We start from the raw sequence: 21,384 nt of genomic DNA, 5'->3' as shown, positions 1-21,384 counted from the left end.
GTTCCCGCGTCAGGGTGTGAGGCTCGCTGTCCCTCCGCCTCTGGTGGCTGGGATGGTTCCGTCCGCGACCAGGTCGCCCACAGCGTCGGCGTGCTCTCGGACAGGTAGTCCATGGCGTGCTCGGTGGAGGACTGGTACTCCAGCTGCTCACCGTAGAAGCGCAGCCGCTCCTGGCAGTCCTCGAGGATCTCGCCCCACGTCTTGACCCAGATGCGGAACCTGGGCTGGGAGAGTGCCCATCCGGGCATCCGGTCATGTTGGTGGGCGAGTTGCCGCAGTCCTTCGTCCATGCTGTTGCCCACCAGCCAGAAGTCCCAGGTCACCGCCGTGTCCCGGAATCCGTCGGTCTTCGCGACGGCCCCCTTCCGTTCTTGCCGTGCAGAGCTCACTTCTTCACGGGGGACGCCTGCGCACTTTTCTTCCAGGAGGCACCGATGGGGCGGAAGTACTCCTCGCACTGCTCGGCGGACATTCCAGTGCCGTCGTCCTCGATACGGACACGCTCGACGCCGCCGAGGTCGTTGCGCTCCAGTACGACGGCGACGCGGCCGGCGTCCGCGTCGAGGGCGTTCCAACCCAACTCCTCGACGGCGCCTACGGGATCACGCATCCGCGCCAGCTCGGCAACGTGCTCCCGGCTGGCCTCCAGCCGCACCTTCACCATCGCGTGGTCCCCTTCTGCCTATCGCGTTCCCTCGGGTAGGAGGACAGTCTGTCTTCCCAGGTGGTGCGGTGTGCGGAACCGCCGCGAAATCACTCGGTCAGGGGCTTGCCGGACCGACTGAGTCAAGGGGCGCAGCGTGACCGAGCACGCGTGCGGCAGGCGTACGGCGACGAAGCGGCTGAAGGAGTAAGTGAGGTGGCGGGCGAAGTGGGGCACGGGCGGGCTCGAAGGGACACGAAGAGGGAACCGTACGACGTGTTCCGGGCCGCGCCCGAAAGCCGTTCCATGTGGGTCGAGTTGCCGACTTCCGTTGTCGCGGTGATCGCCCGCTGCGATGCGGAGCGGCTGGAGGCGGAGAGGTCTCGGGTCGCGCCTGAGATAGGGGAGAGGATGACGGTTCCCGTGTACTCGGTCGCGGACCGGTTCGCCTCCTGGGAGCGTGTGGTGCGCCGGATGGAGCCGGGCTGGTCGAGTGAGGACTTCTATCCCATCAGCGCGTACGCCAACGACGTCGACTCCCGTGACTCGCTCGACGAGTTGATGCAAGGGCTGCCCACAGAAGTGCGGGAAGGCGCGCTGGGGCGGCTGCTGGCGGAGTTGGACGCGCGCTTCGATGCCGCGAGCGTTCCCGACCCGGAGCGCTCGCTGCGCCCCTGGGTGCGCCCGACGAAGGAGAAGCCCGAGGCCGAACTCGGGGAGTGGTGGAAGCGCAAGCCGGTGCACGAGCCCTGGGACTGAGTAGGACGCCGGGGTGGATGACTTGGGCCAGTGGGGAGGTCCTTCGAAATGACGGAACAGTACGCGCCGATTTCCGAAACGGGGCTCGGGTACGACGAATTCGCTCCACTGTGGGGAATTCTGGAGCTGGGTGCGGTAACCGCTTCGGGGGCGCGGTCCCTGCAGGATGTCTCACTTCCTGACTTCGTGGCGGCTCATCGGGATGAGGTGGATCGCCTTATCGAAGTGGTTCGAGACATTGGTGACTTCTCCGCCGAGACGCTGGCCATTTTCGAGAGGCAGGGGGGGTGGAGTGATGGCCGTGAGGTGACGGCCGAATATTTGATGATGTACTCGGGATTCATCGAAGGCTATCCCCCCGACATCGATGACCCTGGTGTGGTGCGGCGTATGGTTCATATGGGCAATGACCTGCAGCTGGCCACTTTCATGCATGCTCTGGTGGGCGCTGCCACAGCGCGAGGTCCTGGTCTTGACGCGGCACCGGCGCTTGTCGTCGCTGCCGTCCGTATGGCAGGTTCGCTGCTCGGCGTAGACGGCGAGCGGGTGGTGTCGGACACCTTTCGGATGTGGCGTGTCAAATTCCTGCCAGATATCTTGCGTCCCGGTTCACCCTCTCACGAGGGCGGCAAAGCCAATGTCAGGAAGTACGCCCATGCGTTGGAGGGCTTGATCGATCCGCAAACGTGATCGCACTGAAAATCCATCCGCCCGGTAGGCCTCTTCATCGAACTCTTGCAGCGGGGCGGAATATATGTCACATGGTGCGGCAGCCGAACACCTATTGAGAGAGCAAGTGGATGTCCTGGTCGCCGGCCGTGGGTACGTCGGCCGCGAGCGAGCCGAGGAAGTGGCGGCCGCGGTTCCCGAGTCGCGTATCCGCATCCTCGACTGGCTGCGGCTCGCGTTCGATTCCGGCGACTGGCGCAGATTCGAACGGCTCGCGGCGGTGGCGGTCCATCTGCACCCGGAGGGCCTCGCCCCCATCCTGGCGTCGGTGCTCGCCTGGGGCGTGCCAAGTGTGAACGCAGAGGACCTGGTCGACATCCTGGGCGAGCTGCGAGCGCCCGAAGGGGTGGAGGCGATCAGCTCGCTGGTACGGGAAAGGAAGGACTCCGACGGGCCTTTCTTCCCTCTCTGTGTCAAGGGGATCCAGTCGCTCGGAGCGATCCGTACTCCTGACGCGCTGGCATTCCTCAGGGACGTCGCCATGAGCGCAGCGGACGAATGGCCGGCCCCACTGAGGTGGCACGCGGCGGAGGAGCTGGGCATCGAGGACGACCTCGGCTTCGACGAGGACGAGATGTTGGGGGGTGTGTAGCCATCGTGTGGACGCCACGCTCTGGCACTACTCCGGGCCGCCAGGAAGCCGGCCCGACCGAGCAGATCACCCCCCTTCCTGAGTCGGCGTACGCGCGGGAGATCTTCAGCACGCTCGGCGGGATCGTGGAGATCGGCGCGGTGGTCGCCGCCGGTACGTGGGCAGTCGCCGACGCCTCGGTAGGGGGTCTGGTGAGCGCGCGGCAGGACGAGGTCGACCGGCTGCTCGGCGTCGTCCGCGAGCTCGGTGGCTTCAGCGATGCGTCCATGGCGATCGTCGATGAACTGGGGTATCTGCGCCAGCACCAGGTGACCGCGCCGTCCCTGCTCCTGTGGTGCGGCTACATCGAAGAGATCACCTGGTCCGGCTCCATCGAGGAACCCTCGCCCCGCCTCGAGGAACTCGAACGCCCATCGGCCGTGCGACGCATGTGTCACATCGGGGCGGATCTGCAACTGGCGAATTTCCTGCAGGCGTTGGTCACTGCCGCCATCGCCGGGGGACGGAAGCGCGACGGGGCGCGGAGAGCGTGGCCGAGGCTCTCACCCTCGCGGTCGCTCTGGTGGACGATGCGGGACGAAGCAGCGCCGCCGGCACGTTCAGGGCCTGGCGGGTCGCCTTCCTCCCGGGCATTCTCCGCCCCGACTCCACCGCTCCGGACTACGGCAGGGCAGGCTTCCGCGCTTACGCCCACGCCTTGGAGGTACTGCTCGCGTGACCAGCGATGACGTGGATGACACGGACGACATGGATGACTGGGATTTCACCTGGCAGACCCGGGTAGGGAGGACCGAAGAGTTCCTGCTGTGCCTCGACGAAGGAATGCTCGAGTATTTTCGCGAGATGGCGAGCGAAATGGTGGTCCGATTTGCTGTTTCGCACGCCGAGGCGGTGGCCAGGATCAATGAGAGATATCAGGCGCTTTATCTGGATCCTTACCCCGATCTCATGTGCCATGAGCTCCCGGAGTTCTGGGCTTACGGGGTGTATTACCAGGCAGAGGGAGACGCTCGGCTGCCGTGCGGTGACGAGGGAGCGGACGCGATGGTCGACTTCACGCGACTGAAGGTCCGCCCCGCACCGCCTCAAAGCTCAGCCGTCTGGACGCTGCGGGACGAGCCGAGCGGAGGCTGAGGCATGGCATCCGCATACGACTGGGAAAGCGGCGAGGGTCTGCTGGGTATCGATGACCCCGCCGAGTGGGACGCCGCGTTCGAGCGAGGTGCGGATCACCTCGGTACGGCGGTGATCGGGCTGGCTCTCAACTGTTCGTTGGAGGATGCGTCGCCTCGGATCGTCCGGGCGATCCGATTGCCGGACCGTCGTCAGCGGGCGTACGCCTTCACCGCGATGGCTCATGTGGCCCGGCTCCATGGGGAGTTGACGCCGGAGCTGTACGCGGTGCTGCTGGCCGAGGGCCCCGTGGGTACGGCCGGTGACACCATCGATGACGCGCTGCACTTCGTGCCGTTCCGGGATCTGCCGCCGTGGCTCAGGCGGCGGTGGGTGCTGGTGCGGGTGCGGAACCGGCTGGAGGGCTGGTGGCTGCGGTCCGCGGACGCCGTCGGGGGTGCCTGGCGGGCGCTGCGCAGGCGACGATCCTGAGCGTCGACGACCGTGTCGATGACCGAGGCCAGGCGTAGGCTCACGCGCCGGACGCACGTCGCTGCTGAGCCGAAGGGGCGGTCGTTCCTGAGCCGGGCGGTGCTGTTTCTGGGCAGGTCGGCCCCTGTGTGGCCGGTGGCCCGGCTTGAGGGGTGGCGGGGCTGAGCCCGTTCAGGGGAACCGTTTTCTGCGGTCGACGTCCCCGATCCGGTCCGCCCCCGGTTTGACGTGCGTCACCCTCGGGGTACGATCCTCGGCTCGATTGGCCAGCCCCCTGCCCCGTATGGCAGACTAACGGGGTTGCTCGGTCGAGTGCCGATGCTGCGCGCCTCCCGCCGGGAGGACTGGAAGCGAGTCCCACAGTACTCGTCGCCCAATCTGTCGAGAGGCAGCGCTGGGGCGGACGTACGGGAATCTTCCGGGAAGTGTCAGCGGGGTGCCGACCAGGCGCCCGGTGGGTGTCCAGCCCCCGGTCCTGCGGTTGTCTTTTGGGCTGAGCCGCGTCCCTTGGTAGGGAAATCCTCTACGGATATCTCTGTCAGCAGGAGCGCGACACGCCCGACCGCGTGGGTCGGAGGTAAGGGACGCGGACCCCTGGGTACCAGAGCGTTTTACGAGACAAAGGACTACTGAGTAGCCATGGCGGGACAGAAGATCCGCATCCGGCTCAAGGCCTACGACCACGAGGTCATCGATTCCTCGGCGAAGAAGATCGTCGAGACGGTGACCCGCACTGGTGCGTCGGTCGCGGGCCCGGTGCCGCTGCCCACTGAGAAGAACGTGTACTGCGTCATCAAGTCGCCGCACAAGTACAAGGACTCGCGCGAGCACTTCGAGATGCGCACGCACAAGCGCCTGATCGACATCCTCGACCCGACGCCCAAGACCGTTGACTCTCTGATGCGACTCGACCTCCCGGCCGGTGTCGACATCGAGATCAAGCTCTAGGGATCGGTGATCTGAGAATGGCTAAGCAGATCAAGGGCATCCTGGGCGAGAAGCTCGGCATGACGCAGGTGTGGGACGAGAACAACCGTGTTGTTCCGGTCACCGTCGTCAAGGCCGGCCCCAACGTCGTCACCCAGGTGCGTACGAACGACACCGACGGCTACGAGTCGGTCCAGATCGCCTTCGGCGAGATCGACCCGCGCAAGGTGAACAAGCCCCTCAAGGGCCACTTCGCCAAGGCCGACGTCACCCCCCGTCGTCACCTCGTCGAGATCCGTACCGCTGACGCCAGCGAGTACACCCTCGGCCAGGAGATCACCGCCGAGACCTTCGAGGCCGGCGTCAAGGTGGACGTGACCGGCAAGAGCAAGGGCAAGGGCTTCGCCGGTGTCATGAAGCGTCACAACTTCAAGGGCCTCGGCGCCGGACACGGCACCCAGCGCAAGCACCGCTCTCCCGGCTCCATCGGTGGCTGCGCCACCCCGGGCCGTGTGTTCAAGGGCCTCCGCATGGCGGGTCGCATGGGCAACGAGCGGGTCACCACCCAGAACCTGACCGTTCACGCCGTTGACGCGGAGAAGGGCCTGCTCCTTATCAAGGGCGCGGTTCCTGGTCCGAACGGCGGCCTCGTCCTGGTCCGCACCGCGGCCAAGGGGGCCTGAGGACTATGAGCACCATTGACATTCTGTCGCCCTCCGGCGACACCGCCGGGACCGTTGAGCTCCCGGCCGAGATCTTCGACGTAGAGAAGATCAGCATCCCGCTGCTTCACCAGGTCGTCGTTGCGCAGCTGGCCGCTGCCCGTCAGGGCACGCACAAGGTCAAGCGTCGTGGCGAGGTCCGCGGTGGTGGCAAGAAGCCTTACCGCCAGAAGGGCACCGGCCGCGCCCGTCAGGGTTCGACCCGTGCGCCGCAGTTCGCCGGCGGTGGCGTCGTGCACGGTCCCGTGCCGCGTGACTACTCGCAGCGGACCCCGAAGAAGATGAAGGCCGCGGCCCTGCGCCACGCCCTCACCGACCGGGCCCGCAACAACCGCATCCACGTCGTCACCGGCGTGGTCGACGGTGGGATCTCCACCAAGGCCGCGAAGGGCCTGCTCGGCAAGATCTCGGAGCGCAAGAACGTGCTCCTGGTCATCGAGCGCTCCGACGAGGCCGCGCTGCTTTCCGCGCGCAACCTGCCCCAGGTCCACATCCTGGAGCCGGGCCAGCTGAACACGTACGACGTTCTCGTCTCGGACGACGTGGTCTTCACCCAGGCCGCTTTCGAGTCCTTCGTGTCTGGCCCCCAGGCCGCTGACACCGAAGGGAGCGAAGCCTGATGGCTACGCGTCACCCGAGCATCGCCTCGAAGGCCGCCAAGGCCGCCAAGGCCGCGCGCGTCGCCAAGGCGAAGCGCCACGCCACCGAGGGCAAGAACACCGTCGAGACGCCGCTGAGCAAGTCCTTCACGGACCCCCGTGACGTGCTCCTCAAGCCGGTCGTCTCCGAGAAGAGCTACGCGCTGCTCGACGAGGGCAAGTACACCTTCATCGTCGCGCCCGGCTCCAACAAGACGCAGATCAAGGAGGCCGTCCAGGCGGTCTTCTCGGTCAAGGTCACCGGGGTCAACACGATCAACCGCCAGGGCAAGCGCAAGCGCACCAAGAGCGGTTTCGGTAAGCGTGCGGACAGCAAGCGCGCGATCGTGACCCTCGCTGAGGGCGACCGTATCGACATCTTCGGCCAGGCCTCCTAACGGAGCGCCCTGGTCCGAATATCGGACGAGGACTGAGAAATGGGAATCCGCAAGTACAAGCCGACTACGCCGGGCCGTCGTGGCTCCAGCGTTGCCGACTTCGTCGAGGTCACGCGGTCCACGCCGGAGAAGTCGCTGGTCCGCCCGCTGCACAGCAAGGGCGGCCGTAACAACGCCGGTCGTGTGACCGTTCGCCACCAGGGTGGCGGACACAAGCGCGCCTACCGAGTGATCGACTTCCGTCGTCACGACAAGGACGGCGTGCCGGCGAAGGTCGCGCACATCGAGTACGACCCCAACCGCACCGCGCGCATCGCGCTGCTGCACTACGCGGACGGCGAGAAGCGCTACATCCTCGCCCCGCGCAACCTGTCGCAGGGTGACCGCGTCGAGAACGGTCCTGGGGCCGACATCAAGCCGGGCAACAACCTGGCGCTCCGCAACATCCCGGTCGGTACCACGATCCACGCGATCGAGCTCCGTCCCGGTGGCGGTGCCAAGTTCGCCCGCTCCGCCGGTGCCTCCGTGCAGCTGCTCGCGAAGGAGGGCCAGATGGCTCACCTCCGCATGCCTTCCGGTGAGATCCGCCTGGTCGACGTGCGCTGCCGCGCCACCGTCGGCGAGGTCGGCAACGCCGAGCAGAGCAACATCAACTGGGGTAAGGCCGGCCGCAAGCGCTGGCTGGGCGTTCGCCCGACCGTCCGCGGTGTGGCGATGAACCCGGTTGACCACCCGCACGGTGGTGGTGAGGGCAAGACCTCCGGTGGTCGCCACCCGGTCTCCCCGTGGGGTCAGAAGGAGGGTCGTACTCGTTCGCCGAAGAAGGCTTCGAACAAGTACATCGTCCGCCGCCGCAAGACGAACAAGAAGCGCTAGGAGCGGGTTTAGATGCCGCGCAGTCTCAAGAAGGGACCCTTCGTTGACGGCCACCTCGTAAAGAAGGTGGACGCTCAGAACGAAGCCGGTACCAAGAACGTCATCAAGACCTGGTCCCGTCGCTCGATGATCATCCCGGCCATGCTCGGCCACACGATCGCGGTGCACAACGGCAAGACCCACATTCCGGTGTTTGTCACCGAGTCGATGGTCGGCCACAAGCTCGGCGAGTTCTCGCCGACGCGCACCTTCCGGGGTCACGTCAAGGACGACCGGAAGTCGAAGCGCCGCTAACGCGGGGTGGAATGACCATGACAGACACTGGAAGGACAACCATGGAAGCCAGGGCCCAGGCGCGGTACATCCGCGTTACGCCCATGAAGGCCCGCCGCGTGGTGGACCTTATCCGTGGCATGGATGCCACGGAGGCTCAGGCGGTCCTGCGTTTCGCCCCGCAGGCCGCGAGCGTGCCGGTCGGCAAGGTGCTTGACAGCGCCATTGCCAACGCCGCGCACAACTACGACCACACCGACGCCGACAGCCTCTTCATCTCCGAGGCCTACGTCGACGAGGGCCCGACCCTGAAGCGGTTCCGTCCGCGTGCCCAGGGCCGCGCCTACCGGATCCGCAAGCGGACCAGCCACATCACCGTGGTCGTCAGCAGCAAGGAAGGAACCCGGTAATGGGCCAGAAGGTTAACCCGCATGGGTTCCGGCTCGGTGTCACCACGGACTTCAAGTCCCGGTGGTACGCCGACAAGCTGTACAAGGACTACGTCAAGGAAGACGTCGCCATCCGTCGGATGATGACGTCCGGCATGGAGCGCGCCGGAATCTCGAAGGTTGAGATCGAGCGCACCCGTGACCGCGTGCGGGTGGACATCCACACCGCGCGTCCCGGCATCGTCATCGGCCGCCGTGGCGCCGAGGCCGACCGCATCCGCGGCGACCTCGAGAAGCTGACGGGCAAGCAGGTCCAGCTGAACATCCTCGAGGTCAAGAACCCCGAGACCGACGCTCAGCTGGTTGCTCAGGCCGTTGCCGAGCAGCTGTCCTCCCGCGTCTCCTTCCGTCGCGCCATGCGTAAGAGCATGCAGTCGGCGATGAAGGCGGGCGCCAAGGGCATCAAGATTCAGTGCGGTGGCCGTCTCGGCGGCGCCGAGATGTCCCGCTCGGAGTTCTACCGCGAGGGCCGTGTGCCCCTGCACACGCTCCGCGCGAACGTCGACTACGGCTTCTTCGAGGCCAAGACGACCTTCGGCCGTATCGGTGTGAAGGTCTGGATCTACAAGGGCGACGTCAAGAACATCGCCGAGGTCCGCGCCGAGAACGCCGCCGCCCGCGCCGGCAACCGCCCGGCCCGTGGCGGTGCCGACCGCCCGGCCGGCCGTGGTGGCCGTGGTGGCGAGCGTGGCGGTCGCGGCCGCAAGCCGCAGCAGCAGTCCGCGCCGGCTGCCGAGGCCCCCAAGGCCGAGGCTCCCGCCGCCGCTGCCGCTCCGGCTGAGAGCACCGGAACGGAGGCCTGACCGACATGCTGATCCCCCGTAGGGTCAAGCACCGCAAGCAGCACCACCCGAAGCGCCGTGGTATGGCCAAGGGCGGTACGACGGTTGCGTTCGGCGAGTACGGCATCCAGGCCCTCACGCCGGCGTACGTGACCAACCGCCAGATCGAGGCGGCTCGTATCGCGATGACCCGCCACATCAAGCGTGGCGGCAAGGTCTGGATCAACATCTACCCGGACCGCCCGCTGACGAAGAAGCCCGCCGAGACCCGCATGGGTTCCGGTAAGGGTTCGCCCGAGTGGTGGGTCGCGAACGTGCACCCGGGCCGGGTCATGTTCGAGCTGTCCTACCCCAACGAGAAGATCGCCCGTGAGGCCCTGACTCGCGCAGCCCACAAGCTGCCGATGAAGTGCCGGATCGTCAAGCGCGAGGCAGGTGAAGCGTGATGTCGGCCGGTACCAAGGCGTCCGAGCTGCGCGAACTGGGTGACGAGGAGCTTCTCGCGAAGCTCCGCGAAGCCAAGGAAGAGCTGTTCAACCTCCGCTTCCAGGCGGCGACCGGTCAGCTCGAGAACCACGGTCGGCTCAAGGCCGTCCGTAAGGACATCGCGCGGATCTACACCCTGATGCGTGAGCGCGAGCTGGGCATCGAGACGGTGGAGAGCGCCTGATGAGCGAGAGCAACGTGACTGAGCAGAAGACCGAGGCGCGCGGTTTCCGCAAGACCCGTGAGGGTCTCGTCGTCAGCGACAAGATGGACAAGACCGTCGTCGTCGCTGTCGAGGACCGCGTGAAGCACGCTCTGTACGGCAAGGTCATCCGCCGTACGAGCAAGCTCAAGGCCCACGACGAGCAGAACGCCGCCGGTGTCGGCGACCGCGTCCTCCTGATGGAGACCCGGCCGCTGTCCTCGACGAAGCGCTGGCGCATCGTCGAGATCCTCGAGAAGGCCAAGTAATTACCTGAGGGGTATCCCTCAGGTTCGTTCCGCCAGGCTCGGGGCGGGGTCCGTCGTGAAGGACGGCCCCGCCCCGGGAACCGGCAGACAATCAGGAGATAGACGTGATCCAGCAGGAGTCGCGACTGCGTGTCGCCGACAACACTGGTGCGAAGGAAATCCTTTGCATCCGTGTGCTCGGTGGCTCCGGTCGCCGCTACGCGGGCATCGGTGACGTCATCGTCGCCACCGTCAAGGACGCGATCCCCGGTGGCAACGTGAAGAAGGGTGACGTCGTCAAGGCGGTCATCGTTCGCACCGTCAAGGAGCGCCGCCGTCCGGACGGCTCGTACATCCGCTTCGACGAGAACGCCGCCGTCATTCTGAAGAACGACGGCGACCCTCGCGGCACCCGTATCTTCGGCCCCGTCGGCCGTGAGCTGCGCGAGAAGAAGTTCATGAAGATCATCTCGCTCGCGCCGGAGGTGCTGTAAGCATGAAGATCAAGAAGGGCGACCTGGTCCAGGTCATCACCGGTAAGGACAAGGGCAAGCAGGGCAAGGTCATTGCCGCTTACCCGCGCGACGAGCGCGTCCTGGTCGAGGGTGTCAACCGGGTCAAGAAGCACACCAAGGCCGGCCCGACCGCCAGCGGTTCGCAGGCCGGCGGCATCGTCACGACCGAGGCCCCGATTCACGTGAGCAACGTTCAGCTCGTCGTGGAGAAGGACGGCAACAAGGTCGTCACGCGTGTCGGTTACCGCTTCGACGACGAGGGCAACAAGATCCGCGTTGCCAAGCGGACGGGTGAGGACATCTGATGGCGACCACCACCACTCCGCGTCTCAAGACGAAGTACCGCGAGGAGATCGCGGGCAAGCTGCGTGAGGAGTTCTCCTACGAGAACGTCATGCAGATTCCCGGCCTCGTCAAGATCGTGGTCAACATGGGTGTCGGCGACGCCGCCCGTGACTCCAAGCTCATGGACGGTGCCGTCCGTGACCTGACCACGATCACCGGTCAGAAGCCGGCCATCACCAAGGCCCGCAAGTCCATCGCGCAGTTCAAGCTGCGTGAGGGTCAGCCGATCGGTGCCCACGTCACGCTCCGTGGCGACCGCATGTGGGAGTTCCTGGACCGCACCCTGTCGCTCGCGCTGCCGCGCATCCGCGACTTCCGCGGTCTGTCCCCCAAGCAGTTCGACGGCCGTGGCAACTACACCTTCGGTCTCACGGAGCAGGTCATGTTCCACGAGATCGACCAGGACAAGATCGACCGCGTCCGGGGTATGGACATCACCGTGGTGACCACGGCGACCAACGACGCTGAGGGCCGTGCCCTTCTCCGTCACCTCGGCTTCCCCTTCAAGGAGGCGTAAGCGAGATGGCGAAGAAGGCTCTGATTGCCAAGGCTGCTCGTAAGCCCAAGTTCGGTGTGCGTGGCTACACGCGCTGCCAGCGCTGCGGTCGTCCGCACTCCGTGTACCGCAAGTTCGGCCTGTGCCGCGTCTGCCTTCGTGAGATGGCTCACCGTGGCGAGCTGCCGGGCGTGACCAAGAGCTCCTGGTAATCCCCGTAATTCGGGATTCCAGAGGCTCTCGGTAAGCAAAGGGCACTGTCAGGGGCCCACCCCTCCATGGCTTAGGCTAGGAGGGTTGGGCGCCTGACGCCCGTACGACTTACTACGCCGTAGGTCCCCGCACCGCACCCGTCCCGCCTCTGAGCGGGGAGAGGGATGGCGCATACAGGAAACCCCGGCGAGAGAGGCCGAAGGCCAATTCATGACCATGACTGATCCGATCGCAGACATGCTTACGCGTCTGCGTAACGCGAACTCGGCATACCACGACTCGGTGTCGATGCCGCACAGCAAGATCAAGTCGCACATCGCGGAGATCCTCCAGCAGGAGGGCTTCATCACGGGCTGGAAGGTCGAGGACGCCGAGGTCGGCAAGAACCTCGTCCTCGAGCTGAAGTTCGGCCCGAACCGTGAGCGCTCCATCGCGGGCATCAAGCGGATCTCCAAGCCCGGTCTCCGGGTTTACGCGAAGTCCACCAACCTGCCGAAGGTGCTCGGCGGCCTCGGCGTGGCGATCATCTCCACGTCCCACGGGCTCCTCACCGACAAGCAGGCCGGCAAGAAGGGCGTAGGCGGAGAAGTTCTCGCCTACGTCTGGTAGCGGAAGGGAACGGAGGAAACAGCTATGTCGCGTATTGGCAAGCTCCCCATCACGGTTCCCGCCGGCGTGGACGTCACCATCGACGGCCGTACGGTGCAGGTGAAGGGCCCCAAGGGCACCCTCTCCCACACCATCGCGGCGCCGATCGAGATCGCTAAGGGCGAGGACGGCGTGCTGAGCGTCACCCGCCCGAACGACGAGCGTCAGAACAAGGCCCTCCACGGCCTGTCCCGCACGCTGGTGGCGAACATGATCACCGGCGTGACCCAGGGTTACGTGAAGAAGCTCGAGATCAGCGGTGTCGGTTACCGAGTCCTGGCGAAGGGCTCCAACCTGGAGTTCTCGCTCGGCTACAGCCACCCGATCACCGTCGAGGCCCCCGAGGGCATCACCTTCAAGGTGGAAGCCCCCACCCGTTTCTCGGTCGAGGGCATCGACAAGCAGAAGGTCGGCGAGGTTGCGGCCAACATCCGCAAGCTGCGCAAGCCTGACCCGTACAAGGCCAAGGGCGTCAAGTACGAGGGCGAAGTCATCCGCCGCAAGGTCGGAAAGGCGGGTAAGTAAGCCATGGCATACGGTGTCAAGATTGCTAAGGGCGACGCTTACAAGCGTGCTGCCATCAAGCGTCGTCACATCCGGATCCGTAAGCACATCTCGGGTACGGCTGAGCGTCCGCGCCTGGTCGTGACGCGCTCGAACCGCCACATCGTGGCCCAGGTCATCGACGACGTTAAGGGTCACACCCTGGCGTCGGCGTCGACCCTGGACACCACGATCCGTGGTGGCGAGGCCGACAAGTCCGCGCAGGCCAAGCAGGTCGGCGCCCTGGTCGCCGAGCGTGCCAAGGCCGCCGGCGTCGAGGCTGTCGTATTCGACCGAGGTGGCAACCAGTACGCCGGGCGCATCGCCGCCCTGGCGGACGCCGCCCGCGAAGCCGGACTCAAGTTCTGAGCCGCTTCCGTAGCTAGCGGAAACAGAGAGAGGTAATCCAATGGCTGGACCCCAGCGCCGTGGAAGCGGTGCCGGTGGCGGCGAGCGGCGGGACCGGAAGGGCCGTGACGGCGGCGCTGCTGCCGCCGAGAAGACCGCGTACGTTGAGCGCGTTGTCGCGATCAACCGCGTCGCCAAGGTTGTGAAGGGTGGTCGTCGCTTCAGCTTCACCGCGCTGGTCGTGGTGGGCGACGGTGACGGCACCGTGGGTGTCGGTTACGGCAAGGCCAAGGAGGTGCCGGCCGCCATCGCCAAGGGTGTTGAGGAGGCCAAGAAGCACTTCTTCAAGGTCCCCCGTATCCAGGGCACCATCCCGCACCCGATCACGGGCGAGAAGGCCGCGGGCGTCGTCCTGCTCAAGCCTGCTTCCCCCGGTACCGGCGTTATCGCCGGTGGCCCGGTGCGTGCAGTACTCGAGTGCGCCGGCGTTCACGACATCCTGTCGAAGTCGCTCGGCTCATCCAACGCGATCAACATCGTGCACGCGACCGTGGCGGCCCTCAAGGGTCTGCAGCGTCCCGAGGAGATCGCGGCTCGCCGTGGTCTGCCCCTCGAGGACGTCGCCCCCGCGGCTCTCCTTCGTGCACGTGCCGGGGCGGGTGCGTAATGGCTCGCCTCAAGGTCACGCAGACGAAGTCGTACATCGGCAGCAAGCAGAACCACCGTGACACCCTGCGCTCCCTTGGTCTCAAGGGCATCAACACGCAGGTCGTCAAGGAGGACCGCCCCGAGTTCCGCGGCATGGTGCACACCGTCCGCCACCTCGTGACGGTCGAGGAGGTCGACTGATCATGGCGGAGAACAACCCGCTCAAGATCCACAACCTCCGTCCCGCCCCGGGCGCCAAGACCGCCAAGACCCGTGTGGGTCGTGGTGAGGCGTCGAAGGGTAAGACGGCCGGTCGTGGTACCAAGGGCACGAAGGCCCGCTACCAGGTTCCGGAGCGCTTCGAGGGTGGCCAGATGCCCCTCCACATGCGTCTCCCGAAGCTGAAGGGCTTCCGCAACCCGTTCAAGACCGAGTTCCAGGTCGTGAACCTCGACAAGCTGGGCGCGCTGTACCCGGAGGGTGGCGAGGTCACCGTCGAGGGTCTCGTCGCCAAGGGTGCCGTTCGCAAGAACAGCCTCGTCAAGGTCCTCGGCCAGGGCGAGATCTCCGTGGCGCTGCAGGTGACGGTCGACGCCGTCTCCGGCTCCGCCAAGGAGAAGATCACCGCCGCCGGCGGTACCGTCACCGAGCTCGTCTGACCTCATCAGGCGTCTCGATGACTTGAGCGATCCCGACCGGGGATGCCCCACAAATGGGGCATCCCCGGTTGGTCGTTCCAAGGGGGGCAGTGTCGCCGGTAAGGTGGCCTGCACTGCAAATTTTCGTCCGGTGTGCCTCACGGGAACTCCGGACAGCATTTGACTGTTGGTTAGCTGTCAGTTATCCGTCGAACCTCAAGACCGTCACCTCTGACGCACTTGCGCGGGGGTCGCAGGAGGCACCGTGCTCACCGCGTTCGCCCGGGCGTTCAGGACGCCCGACCTGCGCAAGAAGCTGCTCTTCACGCTCGCCATCATCGTGGTGTTCCGGGTCGGTACGCACATCCCGATCCCAGGCGTCGACTACAAGTCTGTCCAGACCTGTATGGATGTGGCCAGCTCGAACCGCGGCCTGTTCAGTCTGATCAATATGTTCAGCGGTGGCGCGCTGCTCCAGATCACTGTCTTCGCGCTCGGCATCATGCCGTACATCACGGCGAGCATCATTCTCCAGCTGCTGACCGTGGTCATCCCGCGACTGGAAGCCCTCAAGAAGGAGGGGCAGGCCGGCACGGCGAAGATCACGCAGTACACCCGTTATCTGACGGTCGCCCTCGCGGTTCTGCAGGGCACCGGCCTGGTGGCCACCGCTCGCAGCGGCGCCCTCTTCCAGGGCTGCCCCGTGGCGAACCAGATCGTGCCCGACCAGTCGATCTTCGCCACCATGACCATGGTCATCACGATGACGGCCGGTACCTGTGTCGTCATGTGGCTGGGCGAGCTCATCACGGACCGCGGCATCGGCAACGGCATGTCGATCCTGATGTTCATCTCGATCGCCGCGACCTTCCCGAGCGCGCTGTGGACGGTCAAGCTCCAGGGCAAGCTGGCCGACGGCTGGATCGAGTTCGGCACGGTGATCGCGGTCGGTCTGTGCATGGTCGGCCTGGTCGTGTTCGTCGAGCAGGCCCAGCGGCGGATCCCGGTCCAGTACGCGAAGCGCATGATCGGCCGACGGGCGTACGGCGGAACGTCCACGTACATCCCGCTGAAGGTCAATCAGGCGGGTGTCATCCCCGTGATTTTCGCCTCTTCGCTGCTCTACATCCCGAGCCTTGTGGCCCAGTTCGCGGGCGGCAACTCCGGCTGGAAGACCTGGGTCAGCAACAACCTGACCAAGGGCGATCACCCGATCTACATCGTCACGTACTTCCTGCTGATCGTCTTCTTCGCCTTCTTCTACGTGGCGATCTCCTTCAACCCCGAGGAAGTCGCCGACAATATGAAGAAGTATGGTGGCTTCATCCCGGGCATCCGGGCTGGCCGACCGACCGCTGAGTACCTGAGCTACGTACTCAACCGGATCACCTGGCCGGGTTCGCTGTATCTGGGCCTGATCGCTCTCGTGCCGACGATGGCGTTGGTTGGTTTCGGGGCAAACCAGAACTTCCCGTTCGGTGGCACGAGCATCCTGATCATCGTGGGTGTCGGGCTCGAGACGGTGAAGCAGATCGAGAGCCAGCTCCAGCAGCGCAATTATGAAGGGTTCCTCCGCTGATGCGAATCGTCCTCGTCGGGCCGCCCGGTGCCGGCAAGGGAACGCAGGCCGCGTTCCTCGCCAAGAACCTGTCGATCCCGCACATCTCCACGGGCGACCTGTTCCGCGCCAACATCAGCCAGCAGACGGAACTCGGCAAACTCGCGAAGTCCTACATGGACAAGGGCGAGCTGGTGCCGGACGAGGTCACCATCGCGATGGCCAAGGACCGCATGGAGCAGCCCGACGCGGAGAACGGCTTCCTCCTCGACGGCTTCCCGCGCAACGTCTCGCAGGCCGAGGCGCTCGACGAGATGCTGCAGGCCGAGGGCATGAAGCTGGACGCGGTCCTGGACCTGGAGGTCCCCGAGGACGAGGTGGTCCGGCGTATCGCTGGCCGCCGCATCTGCCGCAACGACTCGTCGCACGTCTTCCACGTCGCCTACAAGGCGCCGAAGAAGGAGGGCGTCTGCGACGTCTGCGGCGGCGAGCTGTACCAGCGCGACGACGACTCCGAGGAGACCGTCCGCAAGCGCCTGGAGGTCTACCACACGCAGACCGAGCCGATCATCGACTACTACAAGGCCCAGGGCCTGGTGGTCACGATCTCGGCGCTCGGCAAGGTGGAAGAGGTCACGGCGCGCGCCATGGAGGCACTGTCGCGCCAGGCCGCGTAGGCAGTAGCTGTACGTCGCTCCGGCCGCGGCACCCCGGGAGGGTGCCGCGGCCGAAGTGTGAGCCGGGTCCCTCGGCCCGTGCCCGCCACCCTCGCCCGTGACCGCGCGTCCGCCTCGCGCCGCGGGGCCGGTGCCGTCCCCCGTATCGTTGGAGAAGTCCGTACTCCCGGTCCAGAAAGGCCGCAGCCGCCATGGTGCAGATCAAAACCCCCGAGCAGATCGCCAAGATGCGTGAGGCCGGGCTGGTCGTCGCTGCCATCCATGCGGCCACGCGTGAGGCGGCCGTGCCCGGCGCCACGACCAAGGACCTGGACGAGGTCGCGCGCAAGGTGCTCGCCGAGCACGGGGCGAAGTCGAACTTCCTGGGGTACGGCGGTTTCCCGGCGACCATCTGCACCTCGCCCAACGAGGTCGTCGTCCACGGCATCCCGAGCGACGAGGTCGTCCTTAAGGACGGCGACATCATCTCCATCGACTGCGGCGCCATCGTGGACGGCTGGCACGGGGACGCGGCGTACACGGCGTTCGTGGGCTCCGGTCACGCTCCGGAGCTGATCGAGCTCTCCCGGGTGACCGAGGAGTCGATGTGGGCCGGCATCGCGGCGATGAAGCAGGGCAACCGGCTTGTCGACGTCTCCCGTGCCATCGAGACTTACATCCGCCGTCAGCCGAAGCCCGGCGGCGGGCGCTACGGGATCGTCGAGGACTACGGCGGCCACGGCATCGGCACCGAGATGCACATGGACCCGCATCTGCTGAACTACGTCGAGCGCAAGCGCGGTAAGGGCCCCAAGTTGGTCCCCGGCTTCTGCCTGGCCATCGAGCCGATGGTGTCCTTGGGCACGCCGAAGACCGAGGTCCTCGAGGACGACTGGACGGTCATCACGACCGACGGCACCTGGTCCTCCCACTGGGAGCACTCGGTCGCCCTGACCGAACAGGGCCCGCTCGTGCTGACGGCTCCGGACGGCGGCAGGGCAAAGCTCGCCGAGTACGGGGTCACCGCGGCTCCCGATCCGCTGGCGAACTGACGCACGTATGTGATCAAGGACGGGTAAAAGGGCCGCCCTAATCGATCTTGAGTTCGATCGTTACCGCGGGGGCGTTCGCTCTCACGCTGGTGGCGGCGCACCTGCCTTCCCGTCCGCGAATGGATGTCACTCGTCGGCCTGTGTTCACGTTGATGGTTCGGGGCTCCACGTGAACTGGATCAAGGCCTACTCGGGGGACGAGGTCTTCCACGGCAAGTTCAAGATCTACGCGGAGAAGGCGCACTACGTGAAGTGGTCGCCGCTCACCACCTACTACAACAACGTCACCCGGCAGACCTACTACAAGGTGCCGATCAACAAGAACTGGCCGAACGGTACGGACGTCTGCGGCCAGGCCTTCGTGGACGGCACGGCGTCCAACGGAACCGCCTGTGTGACGGTGCACAACTAGCCGACCCGGTGGACAGCCTGCCCCGCCCATCGCGCATACCGCGTCGATGGGTGGGGCATCGTCATGAGAGGCGAAGGGGACCGGGAGAATTCGTCTTTCCGGGGGCTCTGACGTAGACTGACTCGTCGGCTCTCGTGCACCCGCATGCCTGCATGCGCTCGTGCGGAGTCGATCAAGGTAGTCGATTCGAAGGGCGAAGCGTGGCCAAGAAGCAAGGTGCCATCGAGATCGAGGGCACTGTCGTCGAGTCTCTTCCGAACGCCATGTTCAAGGTCGAGCTCCAGAACGGCCACCAGGTCCTGGCACACATCAGCGGCAAGATGCGTATGCACTACATCCGCATCCTCCCTGACGACCGGGTCGTGGTGGAGTTGTCTCCGTACGACCTGACGCGTGGCCGGATCGTCTACCGGTACAAGTAGATCTTGCCTTTGCTCCGTGCTCCCGGTTCCGGGACGCGGGGGGTGGCACTGACCCGGAGAACCTCACCTAATGAAGGTCAAGCCGAGCGTCAAGAAGATCTGCGACAAGTGCAGGGTGATCCGCCGTCACGGCCGGGTCATGGTCATCTGCGAAAACCCGCGCCACAAGCAGCGCCAGGGCTGACGCACGACCGAACCTTCTGCATCCGCAGATATTCGCGCGACGCAAGCAGTACATGTTCATACGCAGAATCCAGGGCTGAGTCTCATCAGGCCTGACACCCCCGGTCGGAGGCCGGGGACCCGGTTCGTACCGAATCTTCGATCTTCGCAAGAGAAGAGGACGGCGGGCGGGATCCGGTTCTGCGGAAGACCTCCGAACGACAACTGGAGCCATTGAATGGCACGCGTTTCCGGTGTTGACATCCCGCGCGACAAGCGTGTGGAGGTCGCCCTCACCTATGTGTTCGGCATCGGCCGGACCCTTTCCCAGCAGACGCTGGCCGAGACCGGCGTGAACCCGAACACCCGCGTTCGTGACCTCTCCGAGGAGGAGCTGGTCAAGATCCGCGAGTACGTGGACGCCAATCTGAAGACCGAGGGTGACCTCCGTCGTGAGATTCAGGCCGACATCCGCCGCAAGGTCGAGATCGGCTGCTACCAGGGTCTGCGCCACCGTCGTGGCCTGCCCGTCCACGGTCAGCGCACCAGCACGAACGCTCGTACCCGCAAGGGCCCGCGTCGCGCCATCGCCGGTAAGAAGAAGCCGGGCAAGAAGTAGTCCTCAGCGGACGCTGCGGATTTTCCGGGTCTGCCCCGGAGCGCCGCATACAAGCGGTCTTCGCTGTAGGACCGACCACCTCCCCGTAGGAGTAATAGATGCCCCCCAAGGGTCGTCAGGGCGCTGCCAAGAAGGTGCGCCGCAAGGAAAAGAAGAACGTCGCTCACGGGCACGCTCACATCAAGAGCACGTTCAACAACACGATCGTCTCGATCACGGACCCCTCGGGCAACGTGATCTCCTGGGCCTCCGCCGGCCACGTCGGCTTCAAGGGCTCGCGCAAGTCCACCCCCTTCGCCGCGCAGATGGCCGCCGAGTCGGCCGCCCGCCGCGCGCAGGAGCACGGCATGCGCAAGGTTGACGTCTTCGTGAAGGGCCCGGGCTCCGGTCGCGAGACCGCGATCCGCTCCCTCCAGGCCACTGGCCTCGAGGTCGGCTCCATTCAGGACGTCACCCCCACCCCGCACAATGGCTGCCGTCCGCCCAAGCGCCGCCGCGTCTGAGGCTCGGTTGTCTTGAGGTTTCGGGCGGTACGGCTCTTCGGAGCGGTGCCGCCCGTACCCTTGCAATACCCGCACTGTGAAACGTGCGGTTCCGTCGGGCGTCAAATAGCGGGCGTCCACGAAAGAAGGATCTGATCCACACATGCTGATCGCTCAGCGTCCCTCGTTGACCGAAGAGGTCGTCGACGAGTTCCGCTCCCGGTTCGTGATCGAGCCGCTGGAGCCGGGCTTCGGTTACACCCTCGGCAACTCCCTGCGTCGTACGCTCCTCTCCTCGATCCCGGGTGCGGCGGTCACGTCCATCCGCATCGACGGCGTTCTGCACGAGTTCACCACCGTGCCGGGCGTCAAGGAGGACGTCACCGACCTGATCCTCAACATCAAGCAGCTGGTCGTCTCCTCGGAGCACGACGAGCCCGTCGTGATGTACCTGCGCAAGCAGGGCCCGGGTCTCGTGACCGCCGCCGACATCGCGCCCCCGGCCGGTGTCGAGGTGCACAACCCCGACCTCGTCCTCGCCACGCTCAACGGCAAGGGCAAGCTGGAGATGGAGCTGACCGTCGAGCGCGGTCGCGGCTACGTCTCCGCCGTTCAGAACAAGCAGGTCGGTCAGGAGATCGGGCGCATCCCGGTCGACTCGATCTACTCGCCGGTGCTGAAGGTCACGTACAAGGTCGAGGCGACCCGTGTCGAGCAGCGCACCGACTTCGACAAGCTGATCGTCGACGTCGAGACCAAGCAGGCCATGCGTCCGCGTGACGCCATGGCGTCGGCCGGTAAGACCCTGGTCGAGCTGTTCGGTCTGGCCCGCGAGCTCAACATCGACGCCGAGGGCATCGACATGGGCCCGTCCCCCACGGACGCCGCCCTTGCCGCCGACCTCGCGCTGCCGATCGAGGAGCTGGAGCTCACGGTCCGCTCCTACAACTGCCTCAAGCGTGAGGGCATCCACTCCGTGGGTGAGCTCGTCGCCCGCTCCGAGGCCGACCTCCTGGACATCCGCAACTTCGGTGCGAAGTCCATCGACGAGGTCAAGGCGAAGCTGGCCGGCATGGGCCTGGCCCTCAAGGACAGCCCGCCCGGATTCGACCCGACGGCCGCTGCCGACGCCTTCGGCGCCGACGACGACGCGGACGCCGGTTTCGTGGAGACCGAGCAGTACTGATCCCGGTACTGGGACGGCTCCCGTCCTCCGGGGCCCTTCGGGGCCCCGGATCTCCGACGGGCAATCGCCCGCTCGGACACTGACCTCGGTACCTGATACGGCCGGGGCAGAC

Annotated in this window: 37 protein-coding genes; 36 read left to right on the top strand and 1 reads right to left on the bottom strand. The window is 65.9% G+C overall.

The genetic code is table 11. The annotated features are described in order from the left end of the window. Positions 1-385: 385 nt before the first annotated feature. On the bottom strand, positions 386-664 hold the full coding sequence (locus tag ACIBK0_RS09085; RefSeq protein ID WP_399077206.1) for an ATP-binding protein: 279 nt from the start codon (positions 662-664) through the stop codon (positions 386-388). 390 nt (positions 665-1,054) lie between these two features. Here ACIBK0_RS09085 and ACIBK0_RS09080 point away from each other — a divergent pair, with 390 nt between their 5' ends. From ACIBK0_RS09080 to ACIBK0_RS08905, 36 genes are all read left to right on the top strand, one after another. After that, positions 1,055-1,402 (top strand): hypothetical protein, encoded by a 348-nt coding sequence (locus tag ACIBK0_RS09080; RefSeq protein ID WP_399077204.1) that lies wholly within the window; start codon positions 1,055-1,057, stop codon positions 1,400-1,402. Positions 1,403-1,450: 48 nt separating this feature from the next. Beyond that, the gene (locus ACIBK0_RS09075) at positions 1,451-2,092 is read left to right on the top strand and encodes a hypothetical protein (RefSeq protein ID WP_399077201.1); all 642 of its coding nucleotides are present in this window, start codon (positions 1,451-1,453) and stop codon (positions 2,090-2,092) included. A gap of 106 nt (positions 2,093-2,198) precedes the next feature. Beyond that, positions 2,199-2,723 carry a hypothetical protein gene (locus tag ACIBK0_RS09070; protein ID WP_399077199.1) on the top strand — a complete coding sequence of 175 codons (525 nt, stop codon included), beginning with the start codon at positions 2,199-2,201 and terminating at the stop codon, positions 2,721-2,723. 5 nt (positions 2,724-2,728) lie between these two features. Continuing rightward, positions 2,729-3,451: a hypothetical protein gene (locus tag ACIBK0_RS09065; protein ID WP_399077197.1), complete on the top strand. Its 723-nt coding sequence runs from the start codon at positions 2,729-2,731 to the stop codon at positions 3,449-3,451. Further along, positions 3,438-3,857 carry a hypothetical protein gene (locus ACIBK0_RS09060; RefSeq protein ID WP_399077195.1) on the top strand — a complete coding sequence of 140 codons (420 nt, stop codon included), beginning with the start codon at positions 3,438-3,440 and terminating at the stop codon, positions 3,855-3,857. Before ACIBK0_RS09065 ends, ACIBK0_RS09060 begins: the two co-directional genes overlap by 14 nt. Positions 3,858-3,860: 3 nt before the next feature. Further along, complete coding sequence (locus tag ACIBK0_RS09055) at positions 3,861-4,328, top strand: hypothetical protein (protein ID WP_399077193.1); 468 nt, start codon at positions 3,861-3,863, stop codon at positions 4,326-4,328. Positions 4,329-4,967: 639 nt separating this feature from the next. Beyond that, a complete protein-coding gene (gene rpsJ, locus ACIBK0_RS09050; protein ID WP_003948644.1) occupies positions 4,968-5,276 on the top strand; it encodes a 30S ribosomal protein S10 in 309 nt (102 codons plus the stop codon). Between the two features lie 17 nt (positions 5,277-5,293). Beyond that, positions 5,294-5,938, top strand: coding sequence for a 50S ribosomal protein L3 (rplC, locus tag ACIBK0_RS09045; RefSeq protein ID WP_355782961.1), 645 nt, complete (start codon positions 5,294-5,296; stop codon positions 5,936-5,938). Positions 5,939-5,943: 5 nt separating this feature from the next. After that, positions 5,944-6,597 carry a 50S ribosomal protein L4 gene (gene rplD / locus ACIBK0_RS09040; RefSeq protein ID WP_095936044.1) on the top strand — a complete coding sequence of 218 codons (654 nt, stop codon included), beginning with the start codon at positions 5,944-5,946 and terminating at the stop codon, positions 6,595-6,597. After that, positions 6,597-7,013 (top strand): 50S ribosomal protein L23, encoded by a 417-nt coding sequence (gene rplW / locus ACIBK0_RS09035; protein WP_399077190.1) that lies wholly within the window; start codon positions 6,597-6,599, stop codon positions 7,011-7,013. The genes rplD and rplW overlap by 1 nt, the downstream gene beginning before the upstream one ends. A gap of 39 nt (positions 7,014-7,052) precedes the next feature. After that, positions 7,053-7,889, top strand: a complete 837-nt coding sequence (gene rplB, locus ACIBK0_RS09030; protein ID WP_028805741.1) for a 50S ribosomal protein L2 — start codon at positions 7,053-7,055, stop codon at positions 7,887-7,889. A gap of 12 nt (positions 7,890-7,901) precedes the next feature. Next, positions 7,902-8,183 (top strand): 30S ribosomal protein S19, encoded by a 282-nt coding sequence (rpsS, locus tag ACIBK0_RS09025; RefSeq protein WP_015035577.1) that lies wholly within the window; start codon positions 7,902-7,904, stop codon positions 8,181-8,183. Positions 8,184-8,224: 41 nt separating this feature from the next. Further along, complete coding sequence (rplV, locus tag ACIBK0_RS09020) at positions 8,225-8,572, top strand: 50S ribosomal protein L22 (protein ID WP_003974262.1); 348 nt, start codon at positions 8,225-8,227, stop codon at positions 8,570-8,572. Then, the gene (gene rpsC, locus ACIBK0_RS09015) at positions 8,572-9,414 is read left to right on the top strand and encodes a 30S ribosomal protein S3 (RefSeq protein ID WP_189190334.1); all 843 of its coding nucleotides are present in this window, start codon (positions 8,572-8,574) and stop codon (positions 9,412-9,414) included. Before rplV ends, rpsC begins: the two co-directional genes overlap by 1 nt. Positions 9,415-9,419: 5 nt before the next feature. Beyond that, the gene (gene rplP / locus ACIBK0_RS09010; RefSeq protein WP_189190333.1) at positions 9,420-9,839 is read left to right on the top strand and encodes a 50S ribosomal protein L16; all 420 of its coding nucleotides are present in this window, start codon (positions 9,420-9,422) and stop codon (positions 9,837-9,839) included. Beyond that, on the top strand, positions 9,839-10,063 hold the full coding sequence (gene rpmC, locus ACIBK0_RS09005) for a 50S ribosomal protein L29 (RefSeq protein WP_003998824.1): 225 nt from the start codon (positions 9,839-9,841) through the stop codon (positions 10,061-10,063). The genes rplP and rpmC overlap by 1 nt, the downstream gene beginning before the upstream one ends. Then, the gene (gene rpsQ, locus ACIBK0_RS09000) at positions 10,063-10,350 is read left to right on the top strand and encodes a 30S ribosomal protein S17 (protein ID WP_099500628.1); all 288 of its coding nucleotides are present in this window, start codon (positions 10,063-10,065) and stop codon (positions 10,348-10,350) included. The genes rpmC and rpsQ overlap by 1 nt, the downstream gene beginning before the upstream one ends. Positions 10,351-10,454: 104 nt before the next feature. After that, positions 10,455-10,823, top strand: coding sequence for a 50S ribosomal protein L14 (gene rplN, locus ACIBK0_RS08995; RefSeq protein ID WP_003998823.1), 369 nt, complete (start codon positions 10,455-10,457; stop codon positions 10,821-10,823). A 2-nt stretch (positions 10,824-10,825) separates the two neighbouring features. Then, positions 10,826-11,149, top strand: a complete 324-nt coding sequence (gene rplX, locus ACIBK0_RS08990; RefSeq protein WP_018543913.1) for a 50S ribosomal protein L24 — start codon at positions 10,826-10,828, stop codon at positions 11,147-11,149. Further along, positions 11,149-11,706: a 50S ribosomal protein L5 gene (rplE, locus tag ACIBK0_RS08985; RefSeq protein ID WP_020132628.1), complete on the top strand. Its 558-nt coding sequence runs from the start codon at positions 11,149-11,151 to the stop codon at positions 11,704-11,706. Before rplX ends, rplE begins: the two co-directional genes overlap by 1 nt. A gap of 5 nt (positions 11,707-11,711) precedes the next feature. Further along, on the top strand, positions 11,712-11,897 hold the full coding sequence (locus ACIBK0_RS08980; RefSeq protein WP_003948630.1) for a type Z 30S ribosomal protein S14: 186 nt from the start codon (positions 11,712-11,714) through the stop codon (positions 11,895-11,897). A 211-nt stretch (positions 11,898-12,108) separates the two neighbouring features. Continuing rightward, the gene (gene rpsH, locus ACIBK0_RS08975; protein WP_014674378.1) at positions 12,109-12,507 is read left to right on the top strand and encodes a 30S ribosomal protein S8; all 399 of its coding nucleotides are present in this window, start codon (positions 12,109-12,111) and stop codon (positions 12,505-12,507) included. Positions 12,508-12,531: 24 nt separating this feature from the next. Next, positions 12,532-13,071: a 50S ribosomal protein L6 gene (gene rplF / locus ACIBK0_RS08970; RefSeq protein ID WP_399077185.1), complete on the top strand. Its 540-nt coding sequence runs from the start codon at positions 12,532-12,534 to the stop codon at positions 13,069-13,071. Positions 13,072-13,074: 3 nt separating this feature from the next. Then, the gene (gene rplR, locus ACIBK0_RS08965; RefSeq protein WP_369248585.1) at positions 13,075-13,458 is read left to right on the top strand and encodes a 50S ribosomal protein L18; all 384 of its coding nucleotides are present in this window, start codon (positions 13,075-13,077) and stop codon (positions 13,456-13,458) included. Positions 13,459-13,498: 40 nt separating this feature from the next. Next, entirely contained in the window at positions 13,499-14,104 is a 606-nt protein-coding gene (gene rpsE / locus ACIBK0_RS08960; protein ID WP_006376045.1) for a 30S ribosomal protein S5, read from the top strand. Next, the gene (gene rpmD / locus ACIBK0_RS08955) at positions 14,104-14,286 is read left to right on the top strand and encodes a 50S ribosomal protein L30 (RefSeq protein ID WP_055553514.1); all 183 of its coding nucleotides are present in this window, start codon (positions 14,104-14,106) and stop codon (positions 14,284-14,286) included. Before rpsE ends, rpmD begins: the two co-directional genes overlap by 1 nt. 2 nt (positions 14,287-14,288) lie before the next feature. Beyond that, entirely contained in the window at positions 14,289-14,744 is a 456-nt protein-coding gene (rplO, locus tag ACIBK0_RS08950; protein WP_189190330.1) for a 50S ribosomal protein L15, read from the top strand. Between the two features lie 244 nt (positions 14,745-14,988). Then, entirely contained in the window at positions 14,989-16,302 is a 1,314-nt protein-coding gene (secY, locus tag ACIBK0_RS08945; protein ID WP_399077182.1) for a preprotein translocase subunit SecY, read from the top strand. Next, positions 16,302-16,958, top strand: coding sequence for an adenylate kinase (locus ACIBK0_RS08940; RefSeq protein ID WP_399077180.1), 657 nt, complete (start codon positions 16,302-16,304; stop codon positions 16,956-16,958). Before secY ends, ACIBK0_RS08940 begins: the two co-directional genes overlap by 1 nt. Positions 16,959-17,149: 191 nt before the next feature. Further along, a complete protein-coding gene (gene map, locus ACIBK0_RS08935; RefSeq protein WP_399077178.1) occupies positions 17,150-17,989 on the top strand; it encodes a type I methionyl aminopeptidase in 840 nt (279 codons plus the stop codon). A 169-nt stretch (positions 17,990-18,158) separates the two neighbouring features. Further along, positions 18,159-18,401, top strand: a complete 243-nt coding sequence (locus tag ACIBK0_RS08930) for a hypothetical protein (protein WP_399077176.1) — start codon at positions 18,159-18,161, stop codon at positions 18,399-18,401. A gap of 200 nt (positions 18,402-18,601) precedes the next feature. Beyond that, complete coding sequence (infA, locus tag ACIBK0_RS08925) at positions 18,602-18,823, top strand: translation initiation factor IF-1 (RefSeq protein ID WP_003948620.1); 222 nt, start codon at positions 18,602-18,604, stop codon at positions 18,821-18,823. A 70-nt stretch (positions 18,824-18,893) separates the two neighbouring features. Then, on the top strand, positions 18,894-19,007 hold the full coding sequence (rpmJ, locus tag ACIBK0_RS08920; RefSeq protein WP_003998809.1) for a 50S ribosomal protein L36: 114 nt from the start codon (positions 18,894-18,896) through the stop codon (positions 19,005-19,007). Positions 19,008-19,223: 216 nt separating this feature from the next. Next, on the top strand, positions 19,224-19,604 hold the full coding sequence (gene rpsM / locus ACIBK0_RS08915) for a 30S ribosomal protein S13 (RefSeq protein WP_028805755.1): 381 nt from the start codon (positions 19,224-19,226) through the stop codon (positions 19,602-19,604). A gap of 98 nt (positions 19,605-19,702) precedes the next feature. Further along, the gene (rpsK, locus tag ACIBK0_RS08910; protein ID WP_003956432.1) at positions 19,703-20,107 is read left to right on the top strand and encodes a 30S ribosomal protein S11; all 405 of its coding nucleotides are present in this window, start codon (positions 19,703-19,705) and stop codon (positions 20,105-20,107) included. A gap of 142 nt (positions 20,108-20,249) precedes the next feature. Then, the gene (locus ACIBK0_RS08905; RefSeq protein WP_003966937.1) at positions 20,250-21,272 is read left to right on the top strand and encodes a DNA-directed RNA polymerase subunit alpha; all 1,023 of its coding nucleotides are present in this window, start codon (positions 20,250-20,252) and stop codon (positions 21,270-21,272) included. The last annotated feature ends 112 nt before the right edge of the window (positions 21,273-21,384 follow it).

The organism is Streptomyces sp. NPDC050564, from assembly GCF_044457265.1.
In the GTDB taxonomy this organism is placed as follows: Bacteria; Actinomycetota; Actinomycetes; order Streptomycetales; family Streptomycetaceae; genus Streptomyces.
Note: the sequence above shows the minus strand (reverse complement) of the source record. Positions and strands in the feature narration are given on the sequence as shown.